A 26,623-nucleotide genomic window follows, 5' to 3' on the forward strand; every position below is an offset into this window, starting at 1 on the left:
GTGTCAGGACGACACACCGATTGAAAGGATGAGTTCTCTCTTCCAGTGCGCAGGATGCGCCGCAGTCGGGGTTAATATTTTTGGAGCCAGGATGGCACCCTATTTTTCGTTTCAGGAAAGGATCTCCTGATTAACAGGTTGCATGACAAGGAGTGTCACACTCATTCAGGATGAATGGCAACCACTTTGCGCAAGGACAGCGCAACTTCATTAGCCGGCCATGCGTCGGTTTTTGTTGTTACAGGAGAATTCATTAATCTAAAAGACAAAACTTCCAGGCCTCGGTTTGGCGCCACCCTGGTGTACTGGTTTAATCATGCAGCACACCGGGATCAACATATTCAGACGAATAGTTTATTCGCCACAGTTAAAGTTAATATTTTTTGTTAACTGGCCAATACTCAACTGCAGCGAATCGCATGCGCCATTCAACAGCACAAACTCATATGAGGTTCCTTCACTACTCGCATAAAAATCAAAGAAATCATACTCTCTACTTAACTTGACTTCACCACTTTCCTGCGCCATCACGTTAAGCGTGAGGCTTTCACCCCTGACAACCTCACCGGCCGGCCCTTTAAACTTAACCTTCACCAGGAACTGACTGACAGGTTCACCAGTAGGCCCATCACCCATGGGAAGATTTAACAAAAACATATCTTCCTTGATAATGTCATCAGAAATTGTTCCGCTATAGGCGTTTAACAGTAGGACTTCAATTGACTCGGCGACGACACTAGTCGCATACAGTGGCTGTATAGATGATACTGCGAGAAGCAGAATTGAGCTTAGTGATGCATTCAGTAATCTTGATTTCATTGTCTCTTCCTTGTTGTAAATGTAGACATCATCAATGAATCTACATGCTTCCATACTTTACAGTTAATTAATTGTCTGCACTACAGGATGCAATGCAGGCTCATTATAACCTCGATTACCCCGTCTTGCGATTAGCATACGATCAAGTTATTCAAGATGAGAATGAACAACATTCTTACCAGTAGTATCTGAGCGGTTGTTCGACAATACACATTAATACAGTGTAGGAATTTTCCTACAAAACTTTCAGAATTTCACCACTGTCCTGATTCAAGCCAAGACGTATACTTTTACTCAAGGTATCAAACGGAGTGTCAGGAAGATGCACCGATCTGAATGGAAGGAAACAGCTTTCAAATACACAGGAAGTGTTGCAGTCGGGATTGATACTAGGAGCCAGGATAGCACCACGCTTTTCAAAACAGGAAAGGAATTCCTGAACAGGTTGCGCGGCAAGGATGTCGTATTGACTCAGGATGGGCAGCAATCACAATGTGCAAGGATTGCACTTCTTCATAAGCCGGCTTTTAGTCGGCTTATGTTGTTTTTGAGATACTGAATACAAGGTACTGCTCAAAGCCGTATGAGCAATACCAGTATTCAGGCAGCTATTTACTGGGGATCTTTATCCTTGTCATCAGTCGGCGCATTTTTTCTGCGTAGCCTAATTTTCAGCACCGGTCCACTGCGTTTCCAGAAACCATGACGCTCAAAGACTCTCCAGCTCCATTTAAGCCATCCCAGCAAGGCGAAAGCCAGCCATAGCGCCCATGCAAGCATTGCGAGTCGATAATAGAGCAGTGGAACCGATATGAGTGTTGACGAGTCAGGTACCATCCCTGCCCTGTCGAGATACCATTTCAATACCTGGCTACTGGAATGATTTCCTTCGATCTGCATCTCGGGCAGACCAAGCAAGCCAAACCTGATTGCATCAAACAGTGATTGAAGTGCCATGACAGTCAGGATCACTATCGCCACCTGGGTGAGATTGTAGATATTATCGTTCTCAAGGCTGGTCGCGATCTGATCACGCTGACCCACAACAAGCAGCCAGGCAACAATGATCACAGCACCGAACAGTGATGCCTGTGTCAGGCCAATACCAAGCAAGAGCCAGTGATACCACTTCAGGGGCGTTGTGCCGATGCGTGCAAGAATGAATGCAAGCAGCACAACGATAACCATCATTGACCAGAAGAGCACTGCCGGCCCCATTGATGGCCCAAACAGAAACAGTGTCCAGCGATCTTCACCTGGCTTAACCTGGATACTGTGATTGACACTCTCGACACCCAGATCGACAGCCGGTGTTTGATAAACCAGCCCAATACCCTGCTCATTTCGCCAGTTCAATTCAACTTTCTGCTTGCCAGGTCTCACGGGGATGCTGACAGTACCTCCTGATTGACGCACAGGCTGGGCAACACCATCAATTTTTACACTGCGTAAAACAGCTCCTGAAGGTAGCTGTATCTTATGCTGACCACCACGACTTGCTCTTAATTCAAACGACAACTTGCTGTCGGTGACACGCCGCCCAGGCGTCACTTCCAGCATGGATTTATCTATCGTCAGAAGGTTGCCCTTTTTCGCTATTGGACGGCTAATGTTGACATTCACCTCTTCACCAGGCCAAGGAGCCCATGTCGGTAACCATGCACCTGAGCTATCCTGGTGATGGATGACTGGCAGTCCTTCGAAATCAATATGCCAAACCGGTCCAACATCCAGCTGCCACTTTTCTGATAGACGCTTGTCGTCAGATGCACTCAGAATAATCTGCTCGACCGGTGTAATTTTTGATGTGAATGTCAGTTCTGACTGATTTGCAGGCAAGCGTAATTGCAATGACCCGGAATCAACCTCGAGCCCTGAAGTGATGACTGCTTCTCCCGGAAGCAGTGCGAGATTGAGTGTGACAGGAGAGCCCGGAGGTGAGATACGGCGAATGTGCGTATCCACACTCCACTCGATACCAAAATGTAATATGCGGGTCACTTCAAGCAGTGGCGGCAGTACCCCGGGTTCGAGAGATTCTCCACTACCCGCTTCAACCTGTTTTTTCCGGATCAGCTGAAGTTGCTGTTCAGGCACACCATTCTCGTCCAGCCCATTGACGACCCACTCCTCTGATATGACCTTGATACGGGCTGGAGATAAAGGCAGAGGCAGGTCCAACTGACTGCGAACCGAAGTCGGCCCTGACAACTCCAGCAAGTGCTGGCCTTCGCTGACCAATATCCACAATATCCCTTGAGAGTCACGCATGAGCACCGGATTCGAATCACCATCGAGGCGATATTCCGCAGGCCACCATTGCCCCTCTTTTACAGGCAACGGAATCGCCGACTGGTCGCCAGCATACACTTCCAGTTGCATCTGGATTTGCTCAGCCCCTGCCTTGATCTCAAGGTGCTGAATGGTTGCACAATGCGGCTGGCATTCAGCCGGTTTTGATAATCGTTGCGAAAGCTCTTGAAGAAGCTCTGCGGGAGGAAAACTTGCACCAAATGCAGGCCAGGATAGAAGCAGCAAAAGCACAACAGCAATAAACCTAGGCATTGGCTTTCTCCCCTTCGTCACCAGGTCTTGCAGGTAAACGCAAAGTAAAACTTGCCAGCCAGCCTTTTATGCCTCCGGATGATTTATCACTGATAAGCCCATACGCCAGCAGCAACACGAGAAGAATCCTGAGGAAATGAATCACCCTGTAGAGTCCCGGCGGGATCAGTGTCAAATCGATTGTCTGATCTTTGGTAACAGCGCCATTCCACTCAAGGGTAAAACTGTTCCACTCCCAGTTTGGCAGTCCGGGGCCCGTCTGAATATTGGCATCAGGATCAATCGACTGGATATCCAGCATCTGGTTCATGCGCTTGTCCTGACGAGAGCTGTAGTACAGCTCCCGCTTCATCTTGCCAGCCTTTTCCATCATCACCTGGTCAGCAGAACCCCTTGGCGCCATTGAAGAGACGGGATAGCGTGCCGCAGACTCGTATAAAGGCATTTTTTCCAGCTGTGGGTAGATACCGTATCTTGCCTGTAAAACGATGAAAGGTACTGCAATCAGGATAAGTCCGATAAACAGGAGATTTCTGCTCCAAAGCAAGGGCATATACATTTTCCCGGCTGGTACCACTCGCAAGAGCGCCAATACTGCAATCAGGTAGAGCCACACCAGGTGAGGCGCAAGATCCACATGCCATGTGAGTGCCAGTGTGACCAGGGAAACCAGGCCCCACAGGTAACCACGAAGCCGCGCAACCGCAACACCCACGATTAGAACAAAAAACAGATCCAGCAGTGTCCAGCGTTGAATCCAGCTGTGCGGGTTGTTATCAACTCCGCTAACGGAGAAGATTTCCCAGCCCGGGGGAAGCTTCAAAGTCACACTTGCCTGGTTCATGTCGTGCTTCCAGCCAAGTGGAACATGCTGAACGCTTCCCTCGTAACGTCCATCAGCAACCAGGTCCAGGTTTCCACGACGAATCTCAACACCCTGACCGTCATCTTCCGCCATACGGGTGATCAGCTGGTTTTTTCCATTAATAGCGACTCGCCCCAGGTCAAGATCAGGTGCAGATTCAAGTCTCCAGCTACGCGTGATCGCGCCACTGAGCTTGTCTTGTACTGTGTAACCCTTGCCATCGAAATCGAGCCACAGGGTACGTGCAAGATTAATCCGGTCAGGTTCGGGATCCGGATCGCCCCGACGAATCTGTTTAAGTTTCAGCACCTCTGCCGGTTTATCCGGTTCAGATGCATGCGCAATGAAAGCCGGGGATTTTCGCCACGCTTGTGGAAGTGTCGTCTGGCGCGGATCAACCTGCTGCAACCCTTCAGGCTCAACCAGGCGCAGGTGATTCTGCGACTCGAAACTCCATAACTCTTGTGCAGGCATCTGTTTTGTTGCCTGTGGCACCGTGATTGTTGTCACTTCACCTGGGCGATAAGCGATGATGCTGATCTCCCAATGGCCCGGTCTCAACTGAAGCCTTAACATACCCTCTTGCTCCAACCGTGCCGGCAAGGGGCTGTTGAGATCGATAGGAATAAATCCATCCAACAAAACACCGCTCAGAAGTGTTTCACGCTGTTTGCCGGAAACATCCAGGATCAACCTGGCCTCCATTCTCATCGGTGAAAGGTCTGTAAAACGCCTGTGTATTTGCAGGTCCAGTCGGTCCGCCTCTGCAAGCGCATCATGGCTCACACCTGTCTTGAGCCACAGTTTCCCCTGCTGGTCACGATTGACGTTGGCAGCGTCACCATCAATACTCAAGTTAACGATACCGGTATCAACAGGCAAGGCGAGTGAGATTGGAAGCTGCTTCCACTTGAATGTACCGCTGACATGGTGTTCTCCTGCAGCAACCCTGAGTGCAGGAAATCCTTCGTGCTGCAGTATGACAGCCGGTTCATTATTCAGACGGACGCTGTCAGGCCAGTAGCTGCGCTCCCCCGGCAAAAGCAACCAACTCTCTGAATAGGTCGTGAACTGCTGACTGAAGACGCCACCATCTTCCCACACGTCAAGTTGGAGAGTGCCGGCCCAGCGACACTGTTTTGTACCAACGTCTCCATATTGCATTGGACAATCCATATCAGGAGAGTTGGCCTTGACCCATTCAACCCATGGCTCAAGAGGCTCAGGAATTTCGATATCGCTTGCAACTGCCCAGTTCATGGAACCGCACAGAAAAAGCATGAAGGCTATCGTATATTTCATGTACTGCATCCTTCTCAAGTCTCCTTACTTATCATATAGGCCAGCCAGTCTCTGTCCGCCTTTTGACGCCCCACTCCATGGGGTTGATTCAGCCAGGCTCTTCATCGTCACCACATGGTGCACTACTGACAACCTTCTCAATAGTGACACATTAGCACTAACTGGCCGTGCAACAAAACCACATGTGCGTACAACTCGCACTTCACTACACCCGGGTTACCAGTTGCGTGATTTCTCACTGAATTCATGAATCAACGTATGAATGATCAGATAGCTTTTTATTGACGAAAATCAAGACATCACCTGCTCCAGGTGAGAGAGAATAAAAGCAGGGTATTTGGTATGCGGGATTATTGGTACGCATGACAACCTCGCAGGTATCACCAACATATCATTGTGCGTGTAGAGATCGCATATCTGAACTGACCTGGAGTAAAAGATGAAAAGGCATATATCACCCGAAAATATGATCACATTCCTGTTGGAGACCCCTTTTTTCGAGACCCTTGAACCAAGAGAACTACAGGAAATCCTCCATGTTGTTAAGGAAGCCGAATACCAGGCGGGCGATATCCTCTTCGAGGAAGGTACTGAGGGTGATGCCTGGTACGTGGTCTACAGGGGTGGGGTCGATATTCTGAAGAGTGGTGAAAAAATCGCTGAAATCGGCGAAAAAGGCTGCTTTGGTGAAATGTCGATCCTCGACAAGTTGCCACGCTCGGCAACTGTACGTGCATCCGCAGACTCAATCTTCCTGCGTGTCGGCAGCGAGGATTTTGATAAATTGGTCACTGAGGAACACCCGGTTGCCTACAAGTTGATTCACGAAATGGCGATTCTGTCATCGCAAAGGCAGCGTGACACCACTATCAAGCTGTCACAACTGCTTAACTCCTCCGATGTCGATGATGTCCATGCCGGAATCAGGCATATCGTCGGGGAGTCGACTGTCAGCGAGTGATGACACGATCATTAGCTACATCAGTAAAAAGGCGCCATTGGCGCCTTTTTACTTTGTCGTATGTGTATAGATGCCATCCCAGTCCGGGCCCGGTGGGTTTCGCATGAGCTCTTCCGATCTCTCCAGGTAGATGCGGTAAATCAGTTCACCAGGTACATCTTCGCTTAGCTGCTTAAAAACAGCTACCGCTTTCTCCCACTCCTGGTTCAGGTAGTGGTTAACACCCTGCATGTAGACAGCATGAACTTGATCAATCGCTTCATCATGCTCAGTACCCTTGATCCATAGCGGTTCATACATTTTAACCGCAGTCTCCTTTCCCTTTACCCTTACACGATCAATATATCGAAAGCTGACATCGGGGCACAAAACCATGGTCTCTTCACTGGTGAGAATATCCACACCATAGAACTTGGTCAGGCTTTCGAGGCGTGAACCCAGGTTCACTGCATCACCAAGCACAGTATAGGCACGCCTGTATTCTGAGCCCATGTCGCCGACATTCATATCGCCGGTATGTATACCAATACCGGCAGCGACCTTGGGCAGTCCCATCTCCTGGAATTGATCCTGCATGGATTCAAGCTGCGTTCTCATCTTCAGCGCGGTGTGTACCGCATGTGACGGATGCCCGGGGTCATCAATAGGCGCATTCCAGAATGCCATGACCATGTCACCGACATATTTGTCTATCGTTCCACCTGAATCGAAGATGATTTTCGTAATAGGGGTTAAGTACTGGTTCAGAAACTCTCTCAACTCCGTTGCATCCAGCCCTTCCGAGAGCTGAGTAAAACTGCGAATATCACTGAAAAGCACCGACATTTCACGTCGCTCACCCCGCAGGCTATTGTCCCAGCCACCACCTTGCAGGCGATCAATATGCTGCGGCGGTACATACTGACCGAAACTGCCACGGATCTTGAGTTTCTCATGTGTCTCCCTGATCAGACTCTCAATGGTGAACATAGTCGTTGCCCCCAGGATCAAACCAATCTGGGAAAAAAGCGCCATATTGATTCTCAGCGAATTCCAGAACCAGTAGTTAAGCAGCACGATCAGGAAAGCAAGGATAATTCCAATCAACGGCTGAGTCGTCACTGATACAAGCGGCATCACAATGATCAGGATCAAACCGATCACCAGAAGCAGCATTGCCAGCGCACCCGGTAGCCAGTCGTGCTCGGATGCCAGAAGCTCAGGATGCAGCAGGCCATTGAGAATGGATGCCTGAATTTCTACACCGGGGAAAGAACCCGATATTGGAGTTGGTCGCAGATCCGCAAGGGCCAGGGCGGATGTACCGACAAAGGCAATCGCATCTTCGAATTCTTTCAACACCTCATCGTCATTGAGTACAGCTGTAGCAGAGATGGTTTTGAAGGTACCGGCCCTACCCATGAAGGGAATCAGGATATTGCCTTTTGCATCCGTGGGGATATCCTTACCACCGAGTGTAAGGTGGGTAACCGTTTGAACCTCACCGATCGTTGCAGTGCCAACATTGATCGATTCTTCAAGCAGATATTGTCTCGCCGTTTCCATCGCAAGAGTCGGATAGAGCTTGTCAGCATACTTGATCAACAGGGGCGATCGCCGAACAACACCGTCGTTATCCGGATTCGTATTTATCGCCCCGGTTCCAATCGCGTTATCCATGAGCTCGCTGATTGGTGCCGAGTAGCCGGAGTATTCAAAAACGACCATCTTCTCCGGTAACAACTCGGTTCCGTTACTCTCATTGAATAAAGGAGGAACTAGTTGTCCTGTACGAACCATTTCAGACTTGTGAAATAGCGTACCAAGAATGGTGTCAGTACTGTTTAGCGATGCGGCCAACCTGTTATCCGCATCGATATGCTCTTTTTGCTCCAGTAACCACGCGTTGATTGGCGGGGGAACACTGATGGCATTCCCCTGGAGAACATCAACCGCATTCTCTTCCGGTTCCGAAAACACCACATCGAATGCAAGCATCATGGTACCAGCCTCAGAGAGGCGATCGACCAGTTTCGCTACTTTGATGCGGGACCAGGGCCAGCGCCCCTCCTCTTTCAGACTATTTTCGTCGATATCAACAATGAGGATTGGTGGGTCTTCCCGGGTTACCTCGGGAAGGGTGGTGCGAACCTTGACGTCATAGAGCAATCCGTCAATCCGGTTGACCCATTCACGCAAGCCGTGCGGAGAGTAGAATTCCAGGTAAAAAAATGTTGTCAGTAACAACAGGGTGCCACTGACAGCAAACAGTCGGTATTTTTGAAGATGCCTGGATATCATCGGATTATTGGCATGTCGGTTTCACTCATTTTAAACAGGATAGTTAATAATGGCCGTTTTATCTCACAAGCAGAAGGTTGATAGGTAAATTGTTATGGCAATTGCAAACAAGCCTTATCAATCGCAATCAATATCAATATCAATATGTACTATACTGAAACCTGCTCTTGATATCGATCATGGGTGGCTGGGCCTGAATAATAACTCTGCTTACAAGGCCGCATCATAAGAGCAAAATATACAACCTAATCACAAGTTTATTGTATAGTTCACTTGAGATTTCATACATTTAGCAGATAAAAAAAGATTATGAGCACCCGGGAGCTCTCGAAATGAAAACAACAGTATCGCGATGGATGCTCTGCCTGAGTCTGACAGGCGCATTATCCTCACCTCTCCTTGCAGCTGTACCTGCCGACCTGCAGCAGGCACTGGACGCCACTGATTACACAAGAGCTTTCCAGTTGGCAGAGTCGCACAACGCAGCCATGGGTGGCGATCCTGATTTTGACTACGCATACGGTCTTGCAGCATTACGCAGTGGCAATACAGAAAATGCCGTGTTTGCCTTTGAAAGAGTGGTTGTTAACAACCCGTATAACAGAGACGCCCGCATCCTGTTGATCGAAGCCTACCTGGCGCTGGAAAACAGTGAAGCCGCCAAGCATGAATTTGCTCAGCTTCGCCGCATCTCTTCAACTGATATGCGCTCAGATAAAATAATGAGTTTCGCCGACCAAATGGGCATAGAGGCACTGGAAGCAGAGGCCAACACCCACTCCATGGTGGTATTTTCCGTAGGCCATGATACCAATCTGAATGTTGGAATGGACGAGGATGAGGGCGAAATCTATGGCGGATATTATGGTGATAAAAGTGAAATTGAAGGCAATTTTGCAGAAGTCAGTGCGAAATTCGGTTACTCCAAGCCGATCTCATCCGGTTATGTGGGCTTCCTTAAAGCTGCCGGAAAATTTCGGGTCTACGATGATGTCGAGGACACAAACGTAACCAGTCTTGCATTCACTGCGGGAGTAGCAAAAAGCGATGGAGACAGGTCATACAACTATTCCGCTTCAATAAAGCCGCTGTGGACCGGCGGTAATCACTATCGCACTCTCTATCAGCTGGATGCCGGTTTCTCAAAGAATATCAATGAAGCAGTTGATTTCCGACTTGGGGCTCAATGGAGCTATTTTGATGAGAATGATATGGTTGACGACATAATTGACGGGAACCTTGCGGATCGCCAGCGACTACTCATCAGTGCGGGCATCTCCAGAAAATCTGTCTCGGTCTCCCACCAGGTAATGGCATATGCCGGAACTGAATGGGCCGATGACTCTGAAGGTAAATATAACGCCCGTGACTTGTACGGAATCTCTTACCGCCTCACGCATATCAGCGCCGCATCCAACAGCAAGACATTCGCCCAGATCTTTTACCAGCGCGAAAACCACAAGGCCATTGATCCCGAATATGCCGGTTTCTATTTCACTGGCGAAAAACAGAAAGATGACCTTGCTGGCGTGACTCTTGGCCATGACCGTACAGTTGCGGCCGACACCATCCTCTTCGCCAGGTATTCATATCAGAATAATGACAGCAACATATATGAATGGGATTATAAAGCTTCCCCGGAAGATTATGAAAGACACTTATTCCAGATCGGCCTGCGTCGACAGTTTTGAGGGCGATGAAAATGAAACCTAATACCACAATCAAATTATCCGCCCTGCTTGTCAGCTGCATCTTTTCAGGTATCTCTGTCGCGGACGCAGAAAAAGCCGGGATTACCCTGCTAGCCAAGGGCAACGTCACCGCAACAGCCGGCCAGGATATCAGAAAACTCAAGCGCCGCTCTGCCATTCACGAGTCCGAGGTTCTCGAGACAGGCAATGAGAGTCGGGCCCAGTTTCGTATGCAGGATGGCGCTGTGATTGCACTCCAGGAAAACAGCTCCCTGTCACTTCTTGAATATCAATACAAGCAACCGGGCTCTGACGACTCTGTCATCATGAAATTGACCAAGGGTGGTCTGCGTACGATTTCCGGTGCAGTTGGCAAGGATGATCCCAAAGATTATCGCCTGGAGACTCCACTGGCCACAATCGGAATCAAGGGAACCGTCTACGAAGCTGAACTGGCTGGTGATAACCTGTTCGTTGCTTTCTGGAAAGGCCGCGGCAAGGTAACGGCTCCCGGTTGTGATGCCTCACTTGGTGATGGACACCCCTTTCGTATTGTAAGAGTCTCAGCAGCAGGGGAGTGTGAACTGCTTGAGTTTGATGGCGGCAGAAGCCCATTCTCTGCCGGCCACAGTATGGACCCGACCACAGGCCCGGATGATGATCCACTTAACCTGGATAGCTTCGGTCCTACATCCGGTGATCCGGATTCCGGGCTTCCGTTCTTTCCCAATGAGGTCCTTGATAGTGGAGGCGGCATTTACTAGACAAGGGGCACTGGACTTAAAAGCTAATAAGAGTAGGTTTTATTGAACCATGCTAGCGTGGGACACTTAATAACAAAATAACAAATATTTGAATCAGCGACGCTGATAAGGAACAACCATGCAAGTGACGTTTTACGGCGTACGTGGATCAATCGCCTCACCGGGTCCTGACACGGTGCGCTACGGCGGGAATACACCTTGCCTGCGAGTTGATAACGGTTCTGATGAAATCATTATTCTTGATGCCGGGACAGGAATACGTCGACTCGGTGATGAACTTGCCGGCGACCACAGGCCAATCTACCTGCTTCTAAGCCATCAGCACTGGGACCACATTCAGGGCTTCCCCTTCTTTAAACCGGCTTATCGTGGTAGTTCAGAGATATTTGTCGTCTGCTTCAACTGCGAATCCCATGAGAATCTGTCATTAACACAGCAGTTTTCAGATCCCTTCTTTCCGGTTCCGGCCAGTGCCCTGCCATCCAATATCCATCTCCTCGATGAAGAGGGAATCAGGGATGTCAACTTTCAAGGCACAATCGTAACGACAGCACCTCTCAACCACCCTGGTGGCGGCTCTGCCTATTTTTTCCGCTCTGGCGGTAAATCACTCGCTTACATGACTGATAATGAACTCTTCCCTCCAAACGAGCCCCCGACCAGTTATGAAGAATGGGTTGAGCGCTGCCACGGACTCGACTGCCTGATTCACGATGCATCCTATACCGATGAAGAGATTGAGACCCGCATAGGCTGGGGACACTCCTCTATAGGGCAGGCACTTCAACTTGGACTCGATGCGGGCGTTAAACTGCTTGTGCTGTTTCATCATGAGCCAGATCGTACGGATGACCAGTTGGATGAAATCGTTGCCGAGTGTCAGGAGAAAGTCGGCGATTCAATGAAAGTTATTGCTGCGCGGGAAGGTGAAACCCTGACTCTTTGAGCCATCGTGCGTTACGCATGCAGGTGACACTGCTATTCAGTCTGAATGCAGTTCCATAATCTTTATATTATCCTCCCTGATTCTGCGCGCCAGAACCTTCATAATTCCGTTACTCACTTCATTGCGTTCAGCCATTAGCTCATAAAATGGCGTCTGTTCCAGCTCAAGCAACAGGCAACTGCTCCTGGCTGTAGCACTTGCCGACCTGGGCTCCGGATCAAGTAACGCCAGTTCTCCGAAAAAGTCACGTCGGCCAAGGGTACTGAGCACATGATCACCATCATGTATGCTGACTTCCCCTTCGTAGATGATGTACATCTTGTCGCCATACTCACCTTTCTCAAAAATTGCCTCACCTTCCGCGAATCTTATCGGCTTCAGAATTTGCGCAACTTCCACAAGTATCTCTTCCGGCGTTTCCGTAAAGAGAACCGAGCTTTTCAGGATGATTACCTTCTCAATCTCAAGCAGATCAGACTGCCCTTTCGTATCAGTGTGATGTTTCATATCCAGTTTATAATCTCCGCTTAGTTGAGCTGCTTGCCGAAGCATCAGATGAGGACTATGCGTATAAGTTTCCCGTTCCTTGCACATTAAACCTCGCGTCTGGTAGAGGCAGACGGTAAGGGTCCATGCGTGAAAGGCACGGTTACCAGTAACAAGTATCTGTTTAAACACGTCATCACGGCTTTCATATTCTACTGTGGCATAGCGATCAATCATCGAATCAAACACACCCGCATCATGCTTCTCAACGAGCGGCAGAAGTTTCGAACACAGCGTGTCGGGTAAAACGTTATCAAGCGTTTCAATTGCATTAGCCCTGCGCTCCTTGTCTTCCGACTGAATCCCTCTTGATACTCGCTCCAGCGCCTCGCGGCTGTAAATAAAAGAGAGCGTGGTCAGTATCCTGTTAAGCGCACGATTCAATTCAAAATTGAGTGCGTCTATCACAAGCTTGTCTGTGCCAGGAACAAGGAAACGCAAACTGCCATTTATATTGTATGCAAGGGCGAGATCGTACTGAATGCTTCTCGACCAGGGTTCCTGATCGCGGGCATGATATTTACGTGAGTGGAGTGCTGACAGAACCGCATCCCTTATACATAACCAGTGGGATTCAGACTCCTCTTCAAGCAGGACGATTGCATCATGTGTGTCAATTTTTCCGACAACATTGATCAGGCTGGCGTAGTTAAAACAGTTACTCTCATCCTGCCCCTGGAGTTCCCCCCTGACAACCGGAATAACAGCTGAACCGAAACCCGGCAATGCCTCCAGCACATGCTGGGAAAGCCGGCTGTCCTCCCGCTGCTTCAACACCGAGGGAAGCAACCTCTCACTTCCAAGTACGCCAGCGGCCGAAATAACTGCCTTTCGAACAGTTAACGAGTCATCATCAAAAAAACGCAGCAGGGGGCGGTAAAACTTCCTGATCTTGAGGTCACTAATGATGTTTATCGCTGCAAGTTTTTCCAATTCATCTTCACTTCCAACAAGGGCTAACAGTGACTCACCTGACAATACAATTTCTTCAATACCTCCAGTCTCGATCAGGCCGCAAATTGCAGCTGAACGCAAATTGAGGTCTGTTGAACCGAGCAAGTCGATAATGACATCATGCGCTTCTTCTGCGAGGCGACAGTAGGCGATGATAGCTTTCCTCCTGACGGGGACTGAGGATTCCGTCCTGATGAGATTGAGTAAATCCGGCAATAGCTGTCGGCACTCCTGCTCTTTAATCAATTTTACGGCGTAACCGCGAACAACCTCTGAATCACTTGATATCTGCTGCTGCAATACTTCATGGATGTTATCGACACCGGATTGCCGCATGAGCTCGAGAGCATAAATCACATCCTCTGGATATGAACTCACCAGCTTGTCACGCAGGATCGCAACTGATTCGCTATCGTTGCACTGCACCTGTGTTGTACCTAGAAAACGATTATAGATAGCGCTTTTGAGCGTTTGAAAATAGTGCTTCCTGACAAACAGCAGAGTCAGTATCCAGACAACAACAGAAGCGAGAAACAGGTAGGAGATAAAAACAAGATCGCTCTGCTGTGCCCCGCCGGGTGGAAAAAGGTAATAGAGAATGATACCGGCAACACCCAGGCTGAACGGGTCTGTGAGCCCCTTGATCGTGGTGTGACCCTGTAGCCTCCTGTGTAAATCCAGGGGTTGGAACATGGCGAGAAAAACCGGATTATGCAACGCATAGTTGAACACTTCCGATACCATCATCAGGATACCGAAGAGGATAAAAACAGTAAAACCGGTTACTGACACATAGTTGGAAATGATAATCGCAATGCTAACGATCAAAAGCAGCATCGGAAGTACCAGCAACGCACGAATTACGCCAAATTTTTTCACAAGCCTTCCGGAGAGAAAGAGCTTGATGATGATAGTGATTGCTGAACCAAGCGCAAAGAAGAAGCCCAGGAAGCGTGCCAATTCAACATCAGAATGAAATCGCTGTTTCACACCACTGAGGAATGCGTAATCAATCACAGTCATGGAAATCATTGCTATCGCTGACAGCAGGGCAAGTGTTACGACAAGTTTCGAACCAAATAACTTCTGAAACAGGTGCCCCCCGCGTTCATGCCGGTGATGCTCCTGGTGACCTCCATGCCCCCCTGCATGAAGCTTCTGTTGTGACATCACCCTGTTCATGACAAGCACGGAGAGTAGAAAACTGATCGTGCCGATCAAAAGCATATTCTGGATACCAATGACAGGAGCAAACAGCGAGGCCGACAGGTAGCCGAGAAGCTTGGCAGGCACGTCTCCGGCAGAGATAAGGCCAAACAACCGTTTGCTCTGACGCACATCGAAAAGCGTTGCGGACAACCCCCAGAACTCGAGATTTGCCAGCAGGTAGATCACCTGGTAGGCAATAATCAGCCCGAAGCTGACATATGCACTATCGAGAAACGAAAACCCCGCCCATGAGGAGACAGACAGGCAGAGTATGATCAGTGCAATGGTAAAAAAGAGCCTTTTCAGATCCAGTTTGTGCTCAAGCCACGCATAAATTCTACCAAATATCAGCAGAATTACAGCAGCAAGCATGTAGACAACCGGGAGTTTGTGTATTGGGTGATTTGCCAGAAACTCGGCATTGGCGATGATAAGCATCAATGCCAAACCGAAGCCCTGGAAAAAATAATGCAAAAAGAGACCACTGACAAGGCGTGACTCGTCGCGCCTTAGATCAAAAATTCTGTGAATTCGTGAACTGAGTGCCTCTTTTTCCAAAACCTGGTTATACCTGTTGATGGTGAGCAGAGCAGTAGATGAAAGTGTATCATCTGTCATGATACTTTTTACAATCGATCATTGAATATGAATGAACCTGATGCACACAATACTAAATATAGTGCACATTCAGTCCAATACATGACGAATATAAATCTCAGTCTGCTTTCTGTCGTTCCGGCGCCGTATTAATGATGCCTATCACTGCAAACTGCCATCACACACAACCAGTTTTTATTCTTTGCATTGGTGCGCCAAAAACTGGCACCACATGGTTTTATAACTATCTGAACTCTTTTGAATGCACTGACCTTGGCTTCAAAAAGGAATACCATATTTTTGATGCGGCCTATCTAGAAGGCACTGATCACTGCCGCCCCAATAAAAACCGTGCAGGTAGCTCATCAAAGAGCGGATTCAGGAGAAAACAGGAGGCGCAGGAAAAGCGCCTGGAACAGTTCCGCGATAATCATGATGAGTATTATGATTATTTTGCATCGCTCTATTCCGACATAATCTCAATCTCTGCAGACATCACTCCCAGCTATATGGGGTTACCAGTCGAAGTTCTGTCATTGATCAATCATGAATTCAAAAGCCGGGGCATTCAAACCAAGGTCGTTTTTTTCATGAGGGATCCAGTATCCCGCATTATCTCGTCTGCAAAAATGGCTCAACGAGTAGGCATATACGCAGGCAAGAGATTTAATAGAGATAGCCATATTGATGAAATCCTGAAAGAACTTTGTAAACTTCCGACTGTTATAAGAAATTCGAATTATCAAGATACCCTGCACAACCTGGACTCAGTCTTTGATCAACAAAACATTCATATTGGCATTTATGAAACCATGTTTAGCAAACACGAACTGGAAAGGCTATCTTCCTTTATTGGCCTGCAATCCAGACCAGACTGGTTAGACAAGTATTTCAATCGTGCATCTACTCCGGAAGATGAAGATATTCAGACTGCTTTCACTCAGTCATTCAAGCAATTATTATCAGAGCAGTATTCATACTGCTTTGACAGATACCCCGAACTGGCCAACATTGAGAACTGGTCAAAACATGCTGAAAGTATTGCGTGACTAAAATGAAGAGTGTAGAGCAATAATGAAACCGCAAGATAATGAAGAGATCATGACGATCAAATTCCCTGATGCCAAAGCGGTCATCATGTCGAAGGATTTTCACTCGTATAACATGGCAGAAAAATACAGGGAGATGCAGTCCAGATCAGGAATAGATTTCTCCACCGCAATCTCACTGATTGAGAAGCTGCCAATCTTCATGGATGGTGAAGCTCACAAGAAAAACAGAAAAAACATGGCGCTCCTTATCGCTGCGACAAAAAATGAACAGGAGGAGGAAGCAAAAAATACGATTGATAAGCTACTGAGGCAGTATTTTACCAATTGCTGCGAACTTGATCTTGTCTCTGACTTTGCACGACCACTTTGGCACGCGATCGCTGTAAGAATCAGTCAGTGCGAAGATGATGCCCAGGAGGTTATCGACTCTATCCCCTCGCTCTTCAGCCCGGTGTTATCAATACGAAAACGTGAAATCATCAACAACAGACTCACCGAAATCATCAATAGGCAAGGTGAAGGGAAAATTCTTCACATCGCGCTGGCGGCACTAGGCACTAGGCCATTAACTGGCTCACTGGCTTTATCCTTGTATGATGCAATTCTTCAGAACATAACAGGAAAAGCTTCTACATTGGATTTAGGCTATGGATACAAAAAAAGCAGCCTGACCTACGTTGACAGAGTTTGCACTTCAGACACTCACATTGGCTCCAGTCAATTCCGCTCAGGACAGAGAGTACGCTGTATCACGCAAAGTAGTGAATATACAGAAGAGGAAAACCTCTCATCCTTATACGGTTTTGGGGCACATGTCTGTCTTGGTCGCCCAATCTCACAATTTATATTTCAACACCTAAAAGAAGAGATCAGTGGTTACGAATGCAGTATCACCCCTGTCAAACTCGAAATGCAGGAAAACAGCGATCCTTTTAACTACCCGCTTTGCGCTAATGTACGAATCGAGATTTAATCATGCGTTTTCATAGCCAATTTCAGTACAGCCCAAGTCAACACACCTTGCTACGACAGCTTGCCGGAAAGCGTGACAGAACAAGGAAGGAGAGTTTTTTTCTGATATCAGAATTGGCAACACAGGGTGTCCCTGAATTCAAAACACTCTATGCCAGGCTACAACAACAATATACACATCCAGATGCACATGCATTCCTGGAAAAACTGAGAGTTCAATGGGAGGCGATTCAGGAAATAGAAACATTTCAGCAATGCCTTGATGATGCAGAGCTTATGCGTGAACTCTATCAACTCGACAAGCCATATTTCGAGACCGGAAAAAAGCATCAAAACATCGCCCTGGTCATCTTTACGACCATGTATAACAATTTTTATTTTTCAAATCTCGTCATGTTGGCGTTACTGAGACAACTTGGGATTTCCCTGCTATTTCTGAAGGATACTTCATACTTCAATTATCTGAATGGGATTCCCGGTTTCTCGGAGGACTTTTCTACATCGAGCGTTTCAATTGCAGAATTCCTCAGAAACAAGGGAATCGATGATATTTTTATCACGGGTTTTTCCTCGGGCGGTTTTGCATCATTACTGATGTCAAACAGAATCCAGTGCTGTGGATACCTCGGCTTCTCCATACGTTCAGACATATCTGAACAATCGAAACTCCCAACCGGAAAATATATGACTGAGGAAATCAAGGCTCAGCTTGACCCGGACGTATGCGTTGATATGGTTAAAATTCTCACTGAAAAAGACGATGGGGTTCAGAGGAAAGTGATCTATGGTTCAGAGTCAAAAACTGACGAGGCGCATGCCAGGCACCTTGCTTCCGTTCCTGGCATGCAAATTTCTGAGTTGAAGGAATGCAAACACACTACACCAGCCTTGTTGCTGGAAAACAGGCGATTACTGGAAGAATTCAAATCACTGATTTTTTAACTCAAACAGGTATTCGGCAAATTCATCAAGTGTGGCATCTCGTGGAAACTCGGAAACCTCCAGCTCCAGGCCAAGCTTTTCTTCGACATTCATTGCCAGCATGAGAGTATCCAGGCTATCCAACCTCAACTCTTCGAACTTGATACTTCCAGGGTGTACATGATTCTTTAAATCAATGTCAGGGCTAATAGTCTGTTCATGTAGCTCATCCAGAAGAGTTTTGAGAATGTCATTCTGGGTCATTCGTTTCCCCCATAGAATAAAATCATTAGAAATACTTTCATTGCCATCGGCCTGTACACTTTAGGAGCCTCTGATTAAGTCTGTATGAAGAGATTGCCGATCAGAATGCGTCAATTCAAGACGCGAATCGCACGTAATAGCAGCGCTATTACGAAGGTTTGCAACGCAGAAATGGCGTATTCTGGCGGCAAGGTCAAAATTCATGGCTTGATCAGAGGTTCCTTTATTCATCTTGCAGTTGGATCATCCAAGTGAGGGAGTACAACTTTCAGATTTCCTTAATCCAAATCCGGTCTTGGTACTGGAGGCTCCCATAATTGCACTTCAACATGGAGCCTTCTGCGGAACAGGCTATATTCAGGAAGTCTGTTTGTAGTGACATCTTTCTCTTCCGGAAGGGTAGTAACCAAACTCGCTGTTACCTCCCCTTTCTCTATTGCATTGAGTACGGATTGCTCACAGTTGTTGCGTAATGAAACTAATACGTCATTTGACAGGTTGATATTATTATAAAACCTCATCAAGTCCCTCTTTACTGCTGTATATAGCCTGTTAGTTGAGATTGATTGCATCCGGTTAATATCATAGTGCTCGACTCTCGCATCATCTGAATGTGTAATTATTCCTATTGGCTCTTCGGTCAATAGCTGTGAGCTTAAGCCGCCGTACGTCAGCCTCGTGAAAAAATCGATGTCTTCCCAGCTGTATCCCAGGTAGTTTTCATCATACCCTTTTATAGCCAGGGCCATTTCTCGCTGAACCAGGACTGATCCTTTAGAACCGATATGCCTCTCCTTGCCAAGCAGGTAATAATGATTCGTTGAGAGAGTATTCTTTATCCCGGATACAAAATCTTTTGATAAGAATATATCGGCATCCAGAAAAAACACCCAATCACCAGTAGCTCTGTGCAGACCGATATTTCGGGCTTTCGAGAGATTAAATTCCGGGCGATTCTCGACTTTCTCGACAATAAACCGGGGATAGTTATGATTCACCCACTCTTTAGTACCATCCGGGCAATCATAATCAACAATGACAACCTCGGACGATTCCTGATCAACCAGGTTTGGTAACGTCTCTTTCAGATGATCGAGCCTTCCTTTACATGGAATGACAAATGATATTATTGGAGCCATGAATTACTTTTTATCGCGTTAATTGAATAAAAATCCTGATAAACAGTGTAGTGTTTTGTTTTTGGTTGAGCCATCAATAAATCCGGACACGTTGGCTTCCATACAGAGCAGCGTGCACACTTATTCAGATATTGCGCACAAACAAGATACATAATGACTACTAATATCAACAGGTTGTTTTCTATAGCGCCGATGCTCGACTGGACAGACCGTCACTGCCGCTATTTTCACCGGCAACTGACGCGTTGTGCCTTGCTCTATACAGAAATGATCACCACAGGTGCACTCTTGCATGGCGATGTCGATCGACACCTGCAATTCAACCCGGAAGAGCACCCTGTTGCCCTGCAACTCGGCGGTAGTGACCCGGCTGATCTTGCAACTGCTTCAAAACTTGTTGAATCCCGGGGCTATGACGAAATCAATCTCAATGTCGGCTGCCCTTCCGACCGCGTACAGAATGGTGCTTTCGGCGCCTGTCTGATGGCTGAGCCACAACTCGTCGCGGATTGCATCAGGGCGATGCAGGAGACCGTTTCAATCCCCGTCACCATCAAGCATCGAATCGGTATCGATGAGCAAGACAGCTACGAAGAGCTGGTCAATTTTATCGGCACGGTGGCCAATAGCGGATGCAACACTTTCATCATTCATGCACGCAAGGCATGGCTTAAGGGGCTGAGCCCAAAACAGAACCGCGAAATTCCACCTCTCAGTTACGAGAGTGTCTACCGTATCAAACAGGAGTTTCCTGCACTTGAGATTATCATCAACGGCGGCATCATGAATCTTGAAGAGAGTCGTTCACACCTGCAGCAGGTTGATGGCGTCATGATCGGCCGTGCCGCCTATCATAGCCCCTGGTTACTATCGCAAATCGACAGCACCCTCTACGGACAACAGGACCCATGCACCTCACCGCGCAAGGCAGTCGAGGCAATGATTCCCTACATAGAGAAACACCTTGCGGAAGGTGGCAAGGTGTCTCACGTTACACGTCACATGCTGGGGCTCTTCAGCGGCATGCCCGGTGCACGCCGTTGGCGGCGAATCCTCTCGGAAGGTGCCATTCGACCTGATGCAGACGCCTCATTACTGCTCACCGCTATGAACGAGGTCACGATTGATTAGCAGCTCACTTTACAAGCGCTTGAGGTAGTCACCAGCCTCAACATCGCCGGGAGTGAGAATAATGGCATGCGTCTGCTCACTCTCATCCAGCGTCTCTTGTGATTCCAGCTGTTTTCTGAGCACCTCGACATTCGCCTCTGCAGGATCATCTCCACGTGCCAGGCGCACTTCAATGCGCTTGACCAGCTCTTCCTCGCCTGTCTCCATACTCAGGATATGAAACGGTACACCAAGCTTCCCCGCCAACTCACCAAATGGGTCACGATACTCATGCTTCAGGAAAGTCGCATCTGCAACTGCTATGAACCCTGCCTTGACGATAGTCTCACTCAGCTGCAAAAGACGTTGATAGGTTTTTTGCGACATCTCGCTTGTGTAGATGCCGCCATCGACTTCGCTGTTACTGGATTCAAGTGCGGCAAGTCCTGCGAGTCGCTTACGCTCAACATCTGATGCAACCTGTATAGCTCCCAGTTGCGCAACAACTGCTCGCGCAACAACACTCTTGCCGGAACCAGAAGGCCCGCAGGTAATCATCAGGCGCGGCTGCTCATCAACAATATAGGACTCGGCAAGTGACAGGTATTCGCGGTAAGCCTGCGTGACTGCATCACGCTCTTCATCACTGATCTCCTGTGCGAGGCGGAAAGCGGCAATCTTGGTGCGTACCATGGCCCGGTAGACCTGGTAGAAACGCAGCAACGCCAGCCCCTCGTAGTCGCCTGTATGGATCAGCCAGCTATTCAGAAAACGTGCTGACAGGTCGTGATGCCCATTACGATCGAGATCCATCATGAAGAAGGCAATCTCGTTGACCTTGTCGATCCAGCAGAGATTGGGGTTGAATTCGATCCCGTCAAAAATAATGAACCGGCCATCTTCAACGGCGATGTTCCCGAGGTGCATATCACCATGTCCCTCGGCGACAAAACCATTCTCAAGACGTGATACAAGCAGGGATTCATGACGTTGATGCTGCGCAATCGTCCAGTTATTGAGAACATCGAGCCTGGCATGATCATCACTGTCATCGATCAGTTGACGTACCTGGTCGAAATTCTGCTGCATCGGGAACAGCACTGCCTCGGGAGAACCAAACTCGCCGCCCGTTGTGGCACTTGTAATCTCTTTCTGGAAATCGGCAATCTGGCCAGCAATTGCATCCATTGCTTCTACCGTGAGCAGGTGCTGATGATCAGCCAGCAGTGCGTCGGCTGGAAACTCCCGCATCTCCACTGCGTACTCGATCACCTCCCCTCCCGTACCCAGGGTTGGTGCATCGATACTGCCGCAGATCGGCGTGACACGCTGGTAAACATCATCGGCAAGACGCCCATTCAGACGCAACTCCTCCTCGCAGCAGAACTTGCGACGCTCCAGGGTAGAGAAATCAAGAAAACCGAGGTCGAGCGGTTTCTTGATCTTCCACGCCTTGCCGTTTGCGACCAGGACGGTGGAAATATGGGTTTCATAGCGGCGTGCACCAAGCTGTTTTTCCAGTGCCGCAGTCAGACTGGCGTGCTCTTCAAGGGTAGTAACCATCATCTCTGCCATGTTGACAACCCAGCGCAACTTACTGATACTTAACGGCGCTGAAATGTATTAATATTTATTAATAAAAAAATTTTGAGGTTTATTTTATGTCTATCGATCGTATTGTAATGGCTTTTGCCGGTACCGTGGTACTGATCAGTCTTGCTCTGGGTGCATCTGCCAGCCCGATTTTCCACAACGCCAACTGGCTGTGGCTGACCGCTTTTGTCGGTGCCAACATTCTGCAGTCTGCCTTCACAGGCTTCTGCCCACTGGCGACAATCCTGAAAAAACTGGGCGCCAAGCCTGGTGCTGCATTCTAAATCAGGCTCACTGATTTGATGCAATAACGGGTTGCCGCGAGGCAGCCCGTTTTTTACTTGAACCTACAGGCTACTCCGTAACCGGAACAGCGTAGAGATCATGCTCGCTTGCCGACGTCACCTCTACCTCGACAAAATCCCCCGGGGCCAAATCCCAGCCACCCTCGATCAAAACGTTGCCATCGATCTCCGGGGCATCGGCCTCGCTGCGGGCTACCACAAGTTCAGGATGCACCTCGTCAACCAACACGATTTGCCTTGATCCAATTTTTCGTTGCAGCTTCTCAGCACTGATTCCGGCCTGTAATTCCATAAATCGCTGCAGGCGCTCCTCTTTCACTTCTTCTGGAACTGCACCGGGTAATTCATTTGCAGTGGCGCCCTCAACCGGAGAGTAGGTAAAACAGCCGACACGATCGAGCTGCGCCTCTGCGATAAAATCAAGCAGTTGCTCAAAATCATCCTCAGTCTCACCGGGAAAACCGACGATAAAAGTGCTGCGAAGGGTCAAATCCGGGCACATCTCTCGCCATCGGGAAATCCTGTCCTGCACCTTCTCGGTGGCTGCGGGGCGCTTCATCGACTTGAGAATTCTCTCACTGCCATGCTGCAGCGGCATATCGAGATAAGGCAGTATGTGGCCATCCGCCATCAGTGGAATCAGGTCATCAACATGCGGATAGGGATAGACATAGTGCAACCGAATCCACGCTTGAAGTTCGCCCAGCTCACGTGCCAAGTCACGTATACGGGTCTGGATAATGCCACCCTTCCACAGCTCGGAACGATATTTTGTGTCAACACCATAGGCGCTGGTGTCCTGCGACACCACGAGCAGTTCACGCACACCACCTTCGACAAGAGTCTGTGCCTCGCGCAACACCTCACCGATAGGGCGACTGACCAGCTTGCCGCGCAGTGACGGAATAATGCAGAAGCTGCAGCTGTGATTACAGCCTTCTGATATTTTCAGGTAGGCATAGTGCTTTGGTGTGAGCTTAACGCCCTGCGGTGGCACAAGGCTGCTGAAAGGATCATGTGGTGGTGGAAGGTAAGTATGAATCTGCTCCATGACAGATTCGTATTCGTGTGGACCTGTAATTGCCAATACATTTGGATGAACTTCGCGGATCTCCTCATCACGTTTGCCGAGGCAACCAGTGACGATGACCTTACCATTCTCCTGCAGCGCCTCGCCTATGGTGTCGAGTGACTCCTGTACTGCGGCATCAATAAATCCACAAGTGTTGACGACGACGATATCCGATTCGGCATAGTCTGATGCAAGCTCGTAACCCTCGGCGCGCAGTTGTGTGAGAATACGTTCCGAGTCAACCAGGTTTTTTGGGCAACCAAGGCTGACAAAACCGACACTCGGGGCTGGGCCCGCTGGTGGATTCATCAGCAGTTATCCACGACATTGTCTTAGTTGGGCACCATAGGTCCTGGCTGTACTATCAACCTTCTTTGCCACCGTTTTAAGCCAACCTTTCTTGTGGTACGAACCACGTGCATAGCCACCCTGCCCCTCATGATAGGCAAGATACTGATTGTAGGCGTCCCACTTGGAAATCCCTAGTTTGCGCTGACTGTTGTCCGTATACCAACCGACAAAATCGACGGAATCAGCAAAATCATCACGATCGGCAAAGAAGCTGTTGGTGTCTTTCTTGTAGGCAGCCCATGTACCGTCCAGCGCCTGCGGATAGCCATAGGCTGAGGAAGGTCTCTTGCCAGGGATCACCCACAGAATCTTCTTTCTTGCCGGCTGGGCATCATGGCGAAAATGGGACTCTTGCTTGATTATCGCCATCATCACGTGAATCGGTGTACCCCATTTTGCGTTTGCATCTTTTGCGTCGTTGTACCAGCCATTTTTCTGGTCGAAAATCGAGCAGATATTACCGGTATTACTCGGTGGTGTGGTCGCACAACCGCCCAAGGCCAAGCTGGCACCAAGCAAAGTCAGGAGAAAGGTATTTCGCATCTGTCCTGCCTATTCGATAGTCATATAGAAATAATACAAGCGCCACGCAAAGATTGCATCCCGTCTTACCTGGTTTTCAGTTCAATATAGTAGAGCAGTGTTCTTTGTAGCGGATTCTGGTTGTCATCACTGACAATAAAAAAACGTTTATCCTGATGGCGTGCAAGACCCTCAAAATTATCCAGTATCCAGCCTTCTGCATTGGAAAGGCGTGCAATTTTCTCAACCACAAGCCGGTCAGAGTCAACTCTTATCTGCTTCAGATTTATCACCAGTGAGAAAAAAACTCTATCCCAGGCACGCTCCATTGCTACAAGGGAGCCATCAGGTAGAGCCTCGAGTGCTGCCATGGAATTCCCCCTCTCACTCTCCATCTCGTAATCCCATTGCTTTTCACCTTTTAAACGATAGAGCGCATTGATTTCACGCCCCATCAGTGGCTTCTGCGGGATTAACATAACACCGAGCTCTTCATGCATGGCGACAGCTTCGAACATATCATTTGGCTTGTGAAATTTTTTCTTCTTCGATAACTGCTTTGGCAAGCTGTAACGGCCCTGCTGAAAGCCATCAGGACGGTAGCGGACAATGCGTGGTGAACGCTCAAAACCGATCACGATCAGGGTATCATCGCGAATACCGTTGTCGCCCTGCAATACAAATGCACTCTCGGCATCTCGCCATTTGCCCTTCAGCGGTTTCCCTTTCAGGTCACGTAACTGGTAGCTTGCAAGCCGGTTTATTTCAGCCAGCCGATTTCGACTGTCGAAACGCAACTGTAGATGGTGCAGCCAACCCCGGTCAGATACGGCATAGAGCAGCTGGTTGTCAACATCCCAGGCAAGTGCAGACAATCCAGAAATCGGCGTGCTGTCTTCCGCCTCATCGTCCAACTCGAATGCTGCCAGCACCCTGATTCCGTCAGGAGTGTTTTCACCGACGTAGGAATTCACAGGCCATGAAATTACATCGGCATGCAGTGGTATGACACTCGCAAGAAGAAGGCACAGGAAAAAACGTGCCATACGTGGGCTCAGCCCGCCTCAAACATCGAGGTATCCCCAAGACCGGCACGTGATACCCTGGGTGGATCTTCATCCATGTGCACCACGGTGGTGGCATCAATTCCACAGTAGCCACCATCAATTATCAGGTCGACGGCGTACTCCAGTGTCTGGCGCATATCATAAGGATCGGTTAATGGATCTTCTTCGCCCGGCAGGATCAGGGTGGTACTCATCAGCGGTTCACCGAGTGACTCGAGCAGATCGAGCGCTATACGGTTGTCCGGGACACGGATACCAATGGTTTTTCGCTTTGGATTTAGCAGGCGCTTTGGCACCTCTTTCGTCGCAGAAAAGATAAAGGTGTAGGGACCGGGAATCAGACTCTTGAGTGTCCTGTATGAGGCATTCGACACTTTTGCATAGGTTGCGATCTCGGAGAGATCACGGCATACAAGGGTGAAATTATGATCTTTTCCGACTCGGCGAATCTGCACAATACGCTCCATCGCTTCCTTGTCTTCAAGATGGCAACCAAGTGCATAACCTGAATCAGTCGGGTAGATGACAACTCCGCCATTGCGAACGATTTCAACAGCTTGACTGATGAGGCGTGCCTGTGGATTGTCGGGATGGATCTGAAAAAACTGTGACACTGCCGGATTCTCAATAGCATTAAATGATCTGGGACGAAGCATACAGGGCCTGACGCCTTCTTGATAGTTATCTATTATAAATTTATCGCTCCATGACACCAATAAAAAACACCGGACAGGTTACCCTGCCCGGTGTTTTTAT

At 48.5% G+C, this 26,623-nt stretch carries 21 protein-coding genes; 9 read left to right on the forward strand and 12 right to left on the reverse strand.

Going from position 1 to position 26,623, the window contains the following annotated elements; all coding sequences use genetic code 11:
• Positions 1–354 precede the first annotated feature (354 nt).
• From BOW06_RS03540 to BOW06_RS03555, 3 genes are all read right to left on the reverse strand, one after another.
• Positions 355–819 carry a hypothetical protein gene (locus BOW06_RS03540; protein ID WP_078459974.1) on the reverse strand — a complete coding sequence of 155 codons (465 nt, stop codon included), beginning with the start codon at positions 817–819 and terminating at the stop codon, positions 355–357.
• Positions 820–1,431: 612 nt separating this feature from the next.
• Positions 1,432–3,384: a hypothetical protein gene (locus tag BOW06_RS03550; RefSeq protein ID WP_078454848.1), complete on the reverse strand. Its 1,953-nt coding sequence runs from the start codon at positions 3,382–3,384 to the stop codon at positions 1,432–1,434.
• The gene (locus BOW06_RS03555; protein ID WP_143556037.1) at positions 3,377–5,551 is read right to left on the reverse strand and encodes a hypothetical protein; all 2,175 of its coding nucleotides are present in this window, start codon (positions 5,549–5,551) and stop codon (positions 3,377–3,379) included. The genes BOW06_RS03550 and BOW06_RS03555 overlap by 8 nt, the downstream gene beginning before the upstream one ends.
• Positions 5,552–5,990: 439 nt before the next feature.
• Between BOW06_RS03555 and BOW06_RS03560 the strand changes: the two genes are divergently transcribed.
• On the forward strand, positions 5,991–6,512 hold the full coding sequence (locus BOW06_RS03560; protein ID WP_052132355.1) for a cyclic nucleotide-binding domain-containing protein: 522 nt from the start codon (positions 5,991–5,993) through the stop codon (positions 6,510–6,512).
• A 48-nt stretch (positions 6,513–6,560) separates the two neighbouring features.
• On the opposite strand, the gene BOW06_RS03565 is transcribed toward BOW06_RS03560, so the two are convergent.
• Positions 6,561–8,792 carry a CHASE2 domain-containing protein gene (locus tag BOW06_RS03565; RefSeq protein ID WP_078455174.1) on the reverse strand — a complete coding sequence of 744 codons (2,232 nt, stop codon included), beginning with the start codon at positions 8,790–8,792 and terminating at the stop codon, positions 6,561–6,563.
• Positions 8,793–9,124: 332 nt separating this feature from the next.
• Here BOW06_RS03565 and BOW06_RS03570 point away from each other — a divergent pair, with 332 nt between their 5' ends.
• The 3 genes from BOW06_RS03570 (at position 9,125) to BOW06_RS03580 (ending at position 12,193) form a co-directional block, all read left to right on the forward strand.
• A complete protein-coding gene (locus tag BOW06_RS03570) occupies positions 9,125–10,483 on the forward strand; it encodes a tetratricopeptide repeat protein (protein WP_043118921.1) in 1,359 nt (452 codons plus the stop codon).
• An 11-nt stretch (positions 10,484–10,494) separates the two neighbouring features.
• Complete coding sequence (locus tag BOW06_RS03575; protein WP_043118923.1) at positions 10,495–11,247, forward strand: FecR family protein; 753 nt, start codon at positions 10,495–10,497, stop codon at positions 11,245–11,247.
• A gap of 118 nt (positions 11,248–11,365) precedes the next feature.
• Entirely contained in the window at positions 11,366–12,193 is an 828-nt protein-coding gene (locus tag BOW06_RS03580; protein ID WP_043118924.1) for an MBL fold metallo-hydrolase, read from the forward strand.
• A gap of 36 nt (positions 12,194–12,229) precedes the next feature.
• On the opposite strand, the gene BOW06_RS03585 is transcribed toward BOW06_RS03580, so the two are convergent.
• Positions 12,230–15,520 (reverse strand): Npt1/Npt2 family nucleotide transporter, encoded by a 3,291-nt coding sequence (locus BOW06_RS03585; protein WP_078454433.1) that lies wholly within the window; start codon positions 15,518–15,520, stop codon positions 12,230–12,232.
• Between the two features lie 131 nt (positions 15,521–15,651).
• Between BOW06_RS03585 and BOW06_RS03590 the strand changes: the two genes are divergently transcribed.
• The 3 genes from BOW06_RS03590 to BOW06_RS03600 are packed head-to-tail and all read left to right on the forward strand — an operon-like array spanning position 15,652 to position 18,465.
• The gene (locus tag BOW06_RS03590; protein ID WP_052132357.1) at positions 15,652–16,548 is read left to right on the forward strand and encodes a sulfotransferase domain-containing protein; all 897 of its coding nucleotides are present in this window, start codon (positions 15,652–15,654) and stop codon (positions 16,546–16,548) included.
• A gap of 25 nt (positions 16,549–16,573) precedes the next feature.
• A complete protein-coding gene (locus BOW06_RS03595) occupies positions 16,574–17,524 on the forward strand; it encodes a hypothetical protein (protein WP_043118926.1) in 951 nt (316 codons plus the stop codon).
• Positions 17,525–17,526: 2 nt separating this feature from the next.
• On the forward strand, positions 17,527–18,465 hold the full coding sequence (locus BOW06_RS03600) for a hypothetical protein (RefSeq protein WP_078462826.1): 939 nt from the start codon (positions 17,527–17,529) through the stop codon (positions 18,463–18,465).
• Here BOW06_RS03600 and BOW06_RS03605 read toward each other — a convergent pair.
• Complete coding sequence (locus tag BOW06_RS03605) at positions 18,451–18,708, reverse strand: acyl carrier protein (RefSeq protein WP_043118928.1); 258 nt, start codon at positions 18,706–18,708, stop codon at positions 18,451–18,453. The two genes, BOW06_RS03600 and BOW06_RS03605, sit on opposite strands and share 15 nt — an antisense overlap.
• A 278-nt stretch (positions 18,709–18,986) precedes the next feature.
• Positions 18,987–19,847 (reverse strand): glycosyltransferase family 2 protein, encoded by an 861-nt coding sequence (locus BOW06_RS03610; protein WP_043118930.1) that lies wholly within the window; start codon positions 19,845–19,847, stop codon positions 18,987–18,989.
• A gap of 153 nt (positions 19,848–20,000) precedes the next feature.
• Here BOW06_RS03610 and dusA point away from each other — a divergent pair, with 153 nt between their 5' ends.
• Positions 20,001–20,978 (forward strand): tRNA dihydrouridine(20/20a) synthase DusA, encoded by a 978-nt coding sequence (gene dusA / locus BOW06_RS03615; RefSeq protein ID WP_078454434.1) that lies wholly within the window; start codon positions 20,001–20,003, stop codon positions 20,976–20,978.
• Positions 20,979–20,987: 9 nt separating this feature from the next.
• Here dusA and BOW06_RS03620 read toward each other — a convergent pair whose 3' ends face one another.
• Positions 20,988–22,532: a bifunctional aminoglycoside phosphotransferase/ATP-binding protein gene (locus BOW06_RS03620; protein WP_052132358.1), complete on the reverse strand. Its 1,545-nt coding sequence runs from the start codon at positions 22,530–22,532 to the stop codon at positions 20,988–20,990.
• 86 nt (positions 22,533–22,618) lie between these two features.
• Between BOW06_RS03620 and BOW06_RS03625 the strand changes: the two genes are divergently transcribed.
• Entirely contained in the window at positions 22,619–22,834 is a 216-nt protein-coding gene (locus tag BOW06_RS03625) for a YgaP family membrane protein (RefSeq protein ID WP_078452540.1), read from the forward strand.
• A gap of 70 nt (positions 22,835–22,904) precedes the next feature.
• Here the strand turns inward: BOW06_RS03625 and rimO are convergent, their stop codons facing one another.
• The 4 genes from rimO to BOW06_RS03645 all read right to left on the reverse strand — a co-directional run bounded on the left by rimO (position 22,905) and on the right by BOW06_RS03645 (position 26,481).
• A complete protein-coding gene (gene rimO, locus BOW06_RS03630) occupies positions 22,905–24,236 on the reverse strand; it encodes a 30S ribosomal protein S12 methylthiotransferase RimO (RefSeq protein ID WP_043118936.1) in 1,332 nt (443 codons plus the stop codon).
• Between the two features lie 6 nt (positions 24,237–24,242).
• Positions 24,243–24,821 carry a transglycosylase SLT domain-containing protein gene (locus BOW06_RS03635; RefSeq protein WP_078454435.1) on the reverse strand — a complete coding sequence of 193 codons (579 nt, stop codon included), beginning with the start codon at positions 24,819–24,821 and terminating at the stop codon, positions 24,243–24,245.
• Between the two features lie 65 nt (positions 24,822–24,886).
• Positions 24,887–25,846: an esterase-like activity of phytase family protein gene (locus tag BOW06_RS03640; RefSeq protein WP_078452543.1), complete on the reverse strand. Its 960-nt coding sequence runs from the start codon at positions 25,844–25,846 to the stop codon at positions 24,887–24,889.
• 8 nt (positions 25,847–25,854) lie between these two features.
• Positions 25,855–26,481 (reverse strand): L-threonylcarbamoyladenylate synthase, encoded by a 627-nt coding sequence (locus tag BOW06_RS03645; RefSeq protein WP_043118949.1) that lies wholly within the window; start codon positions 26,479–26,481, stop codon positions 25,855–25,857.
• Positions 26,482–26,623: the final 142 nt, after the last annotated feature.

The sequence above is a fragment of the Solemya velum gill symbiont genome (genome assembly GCF_002020255.1).
Lineage (GTDB): Bacteria > Pseudomonadota > Gammaproteobacteria > Chromatiales > Chromatiaceae.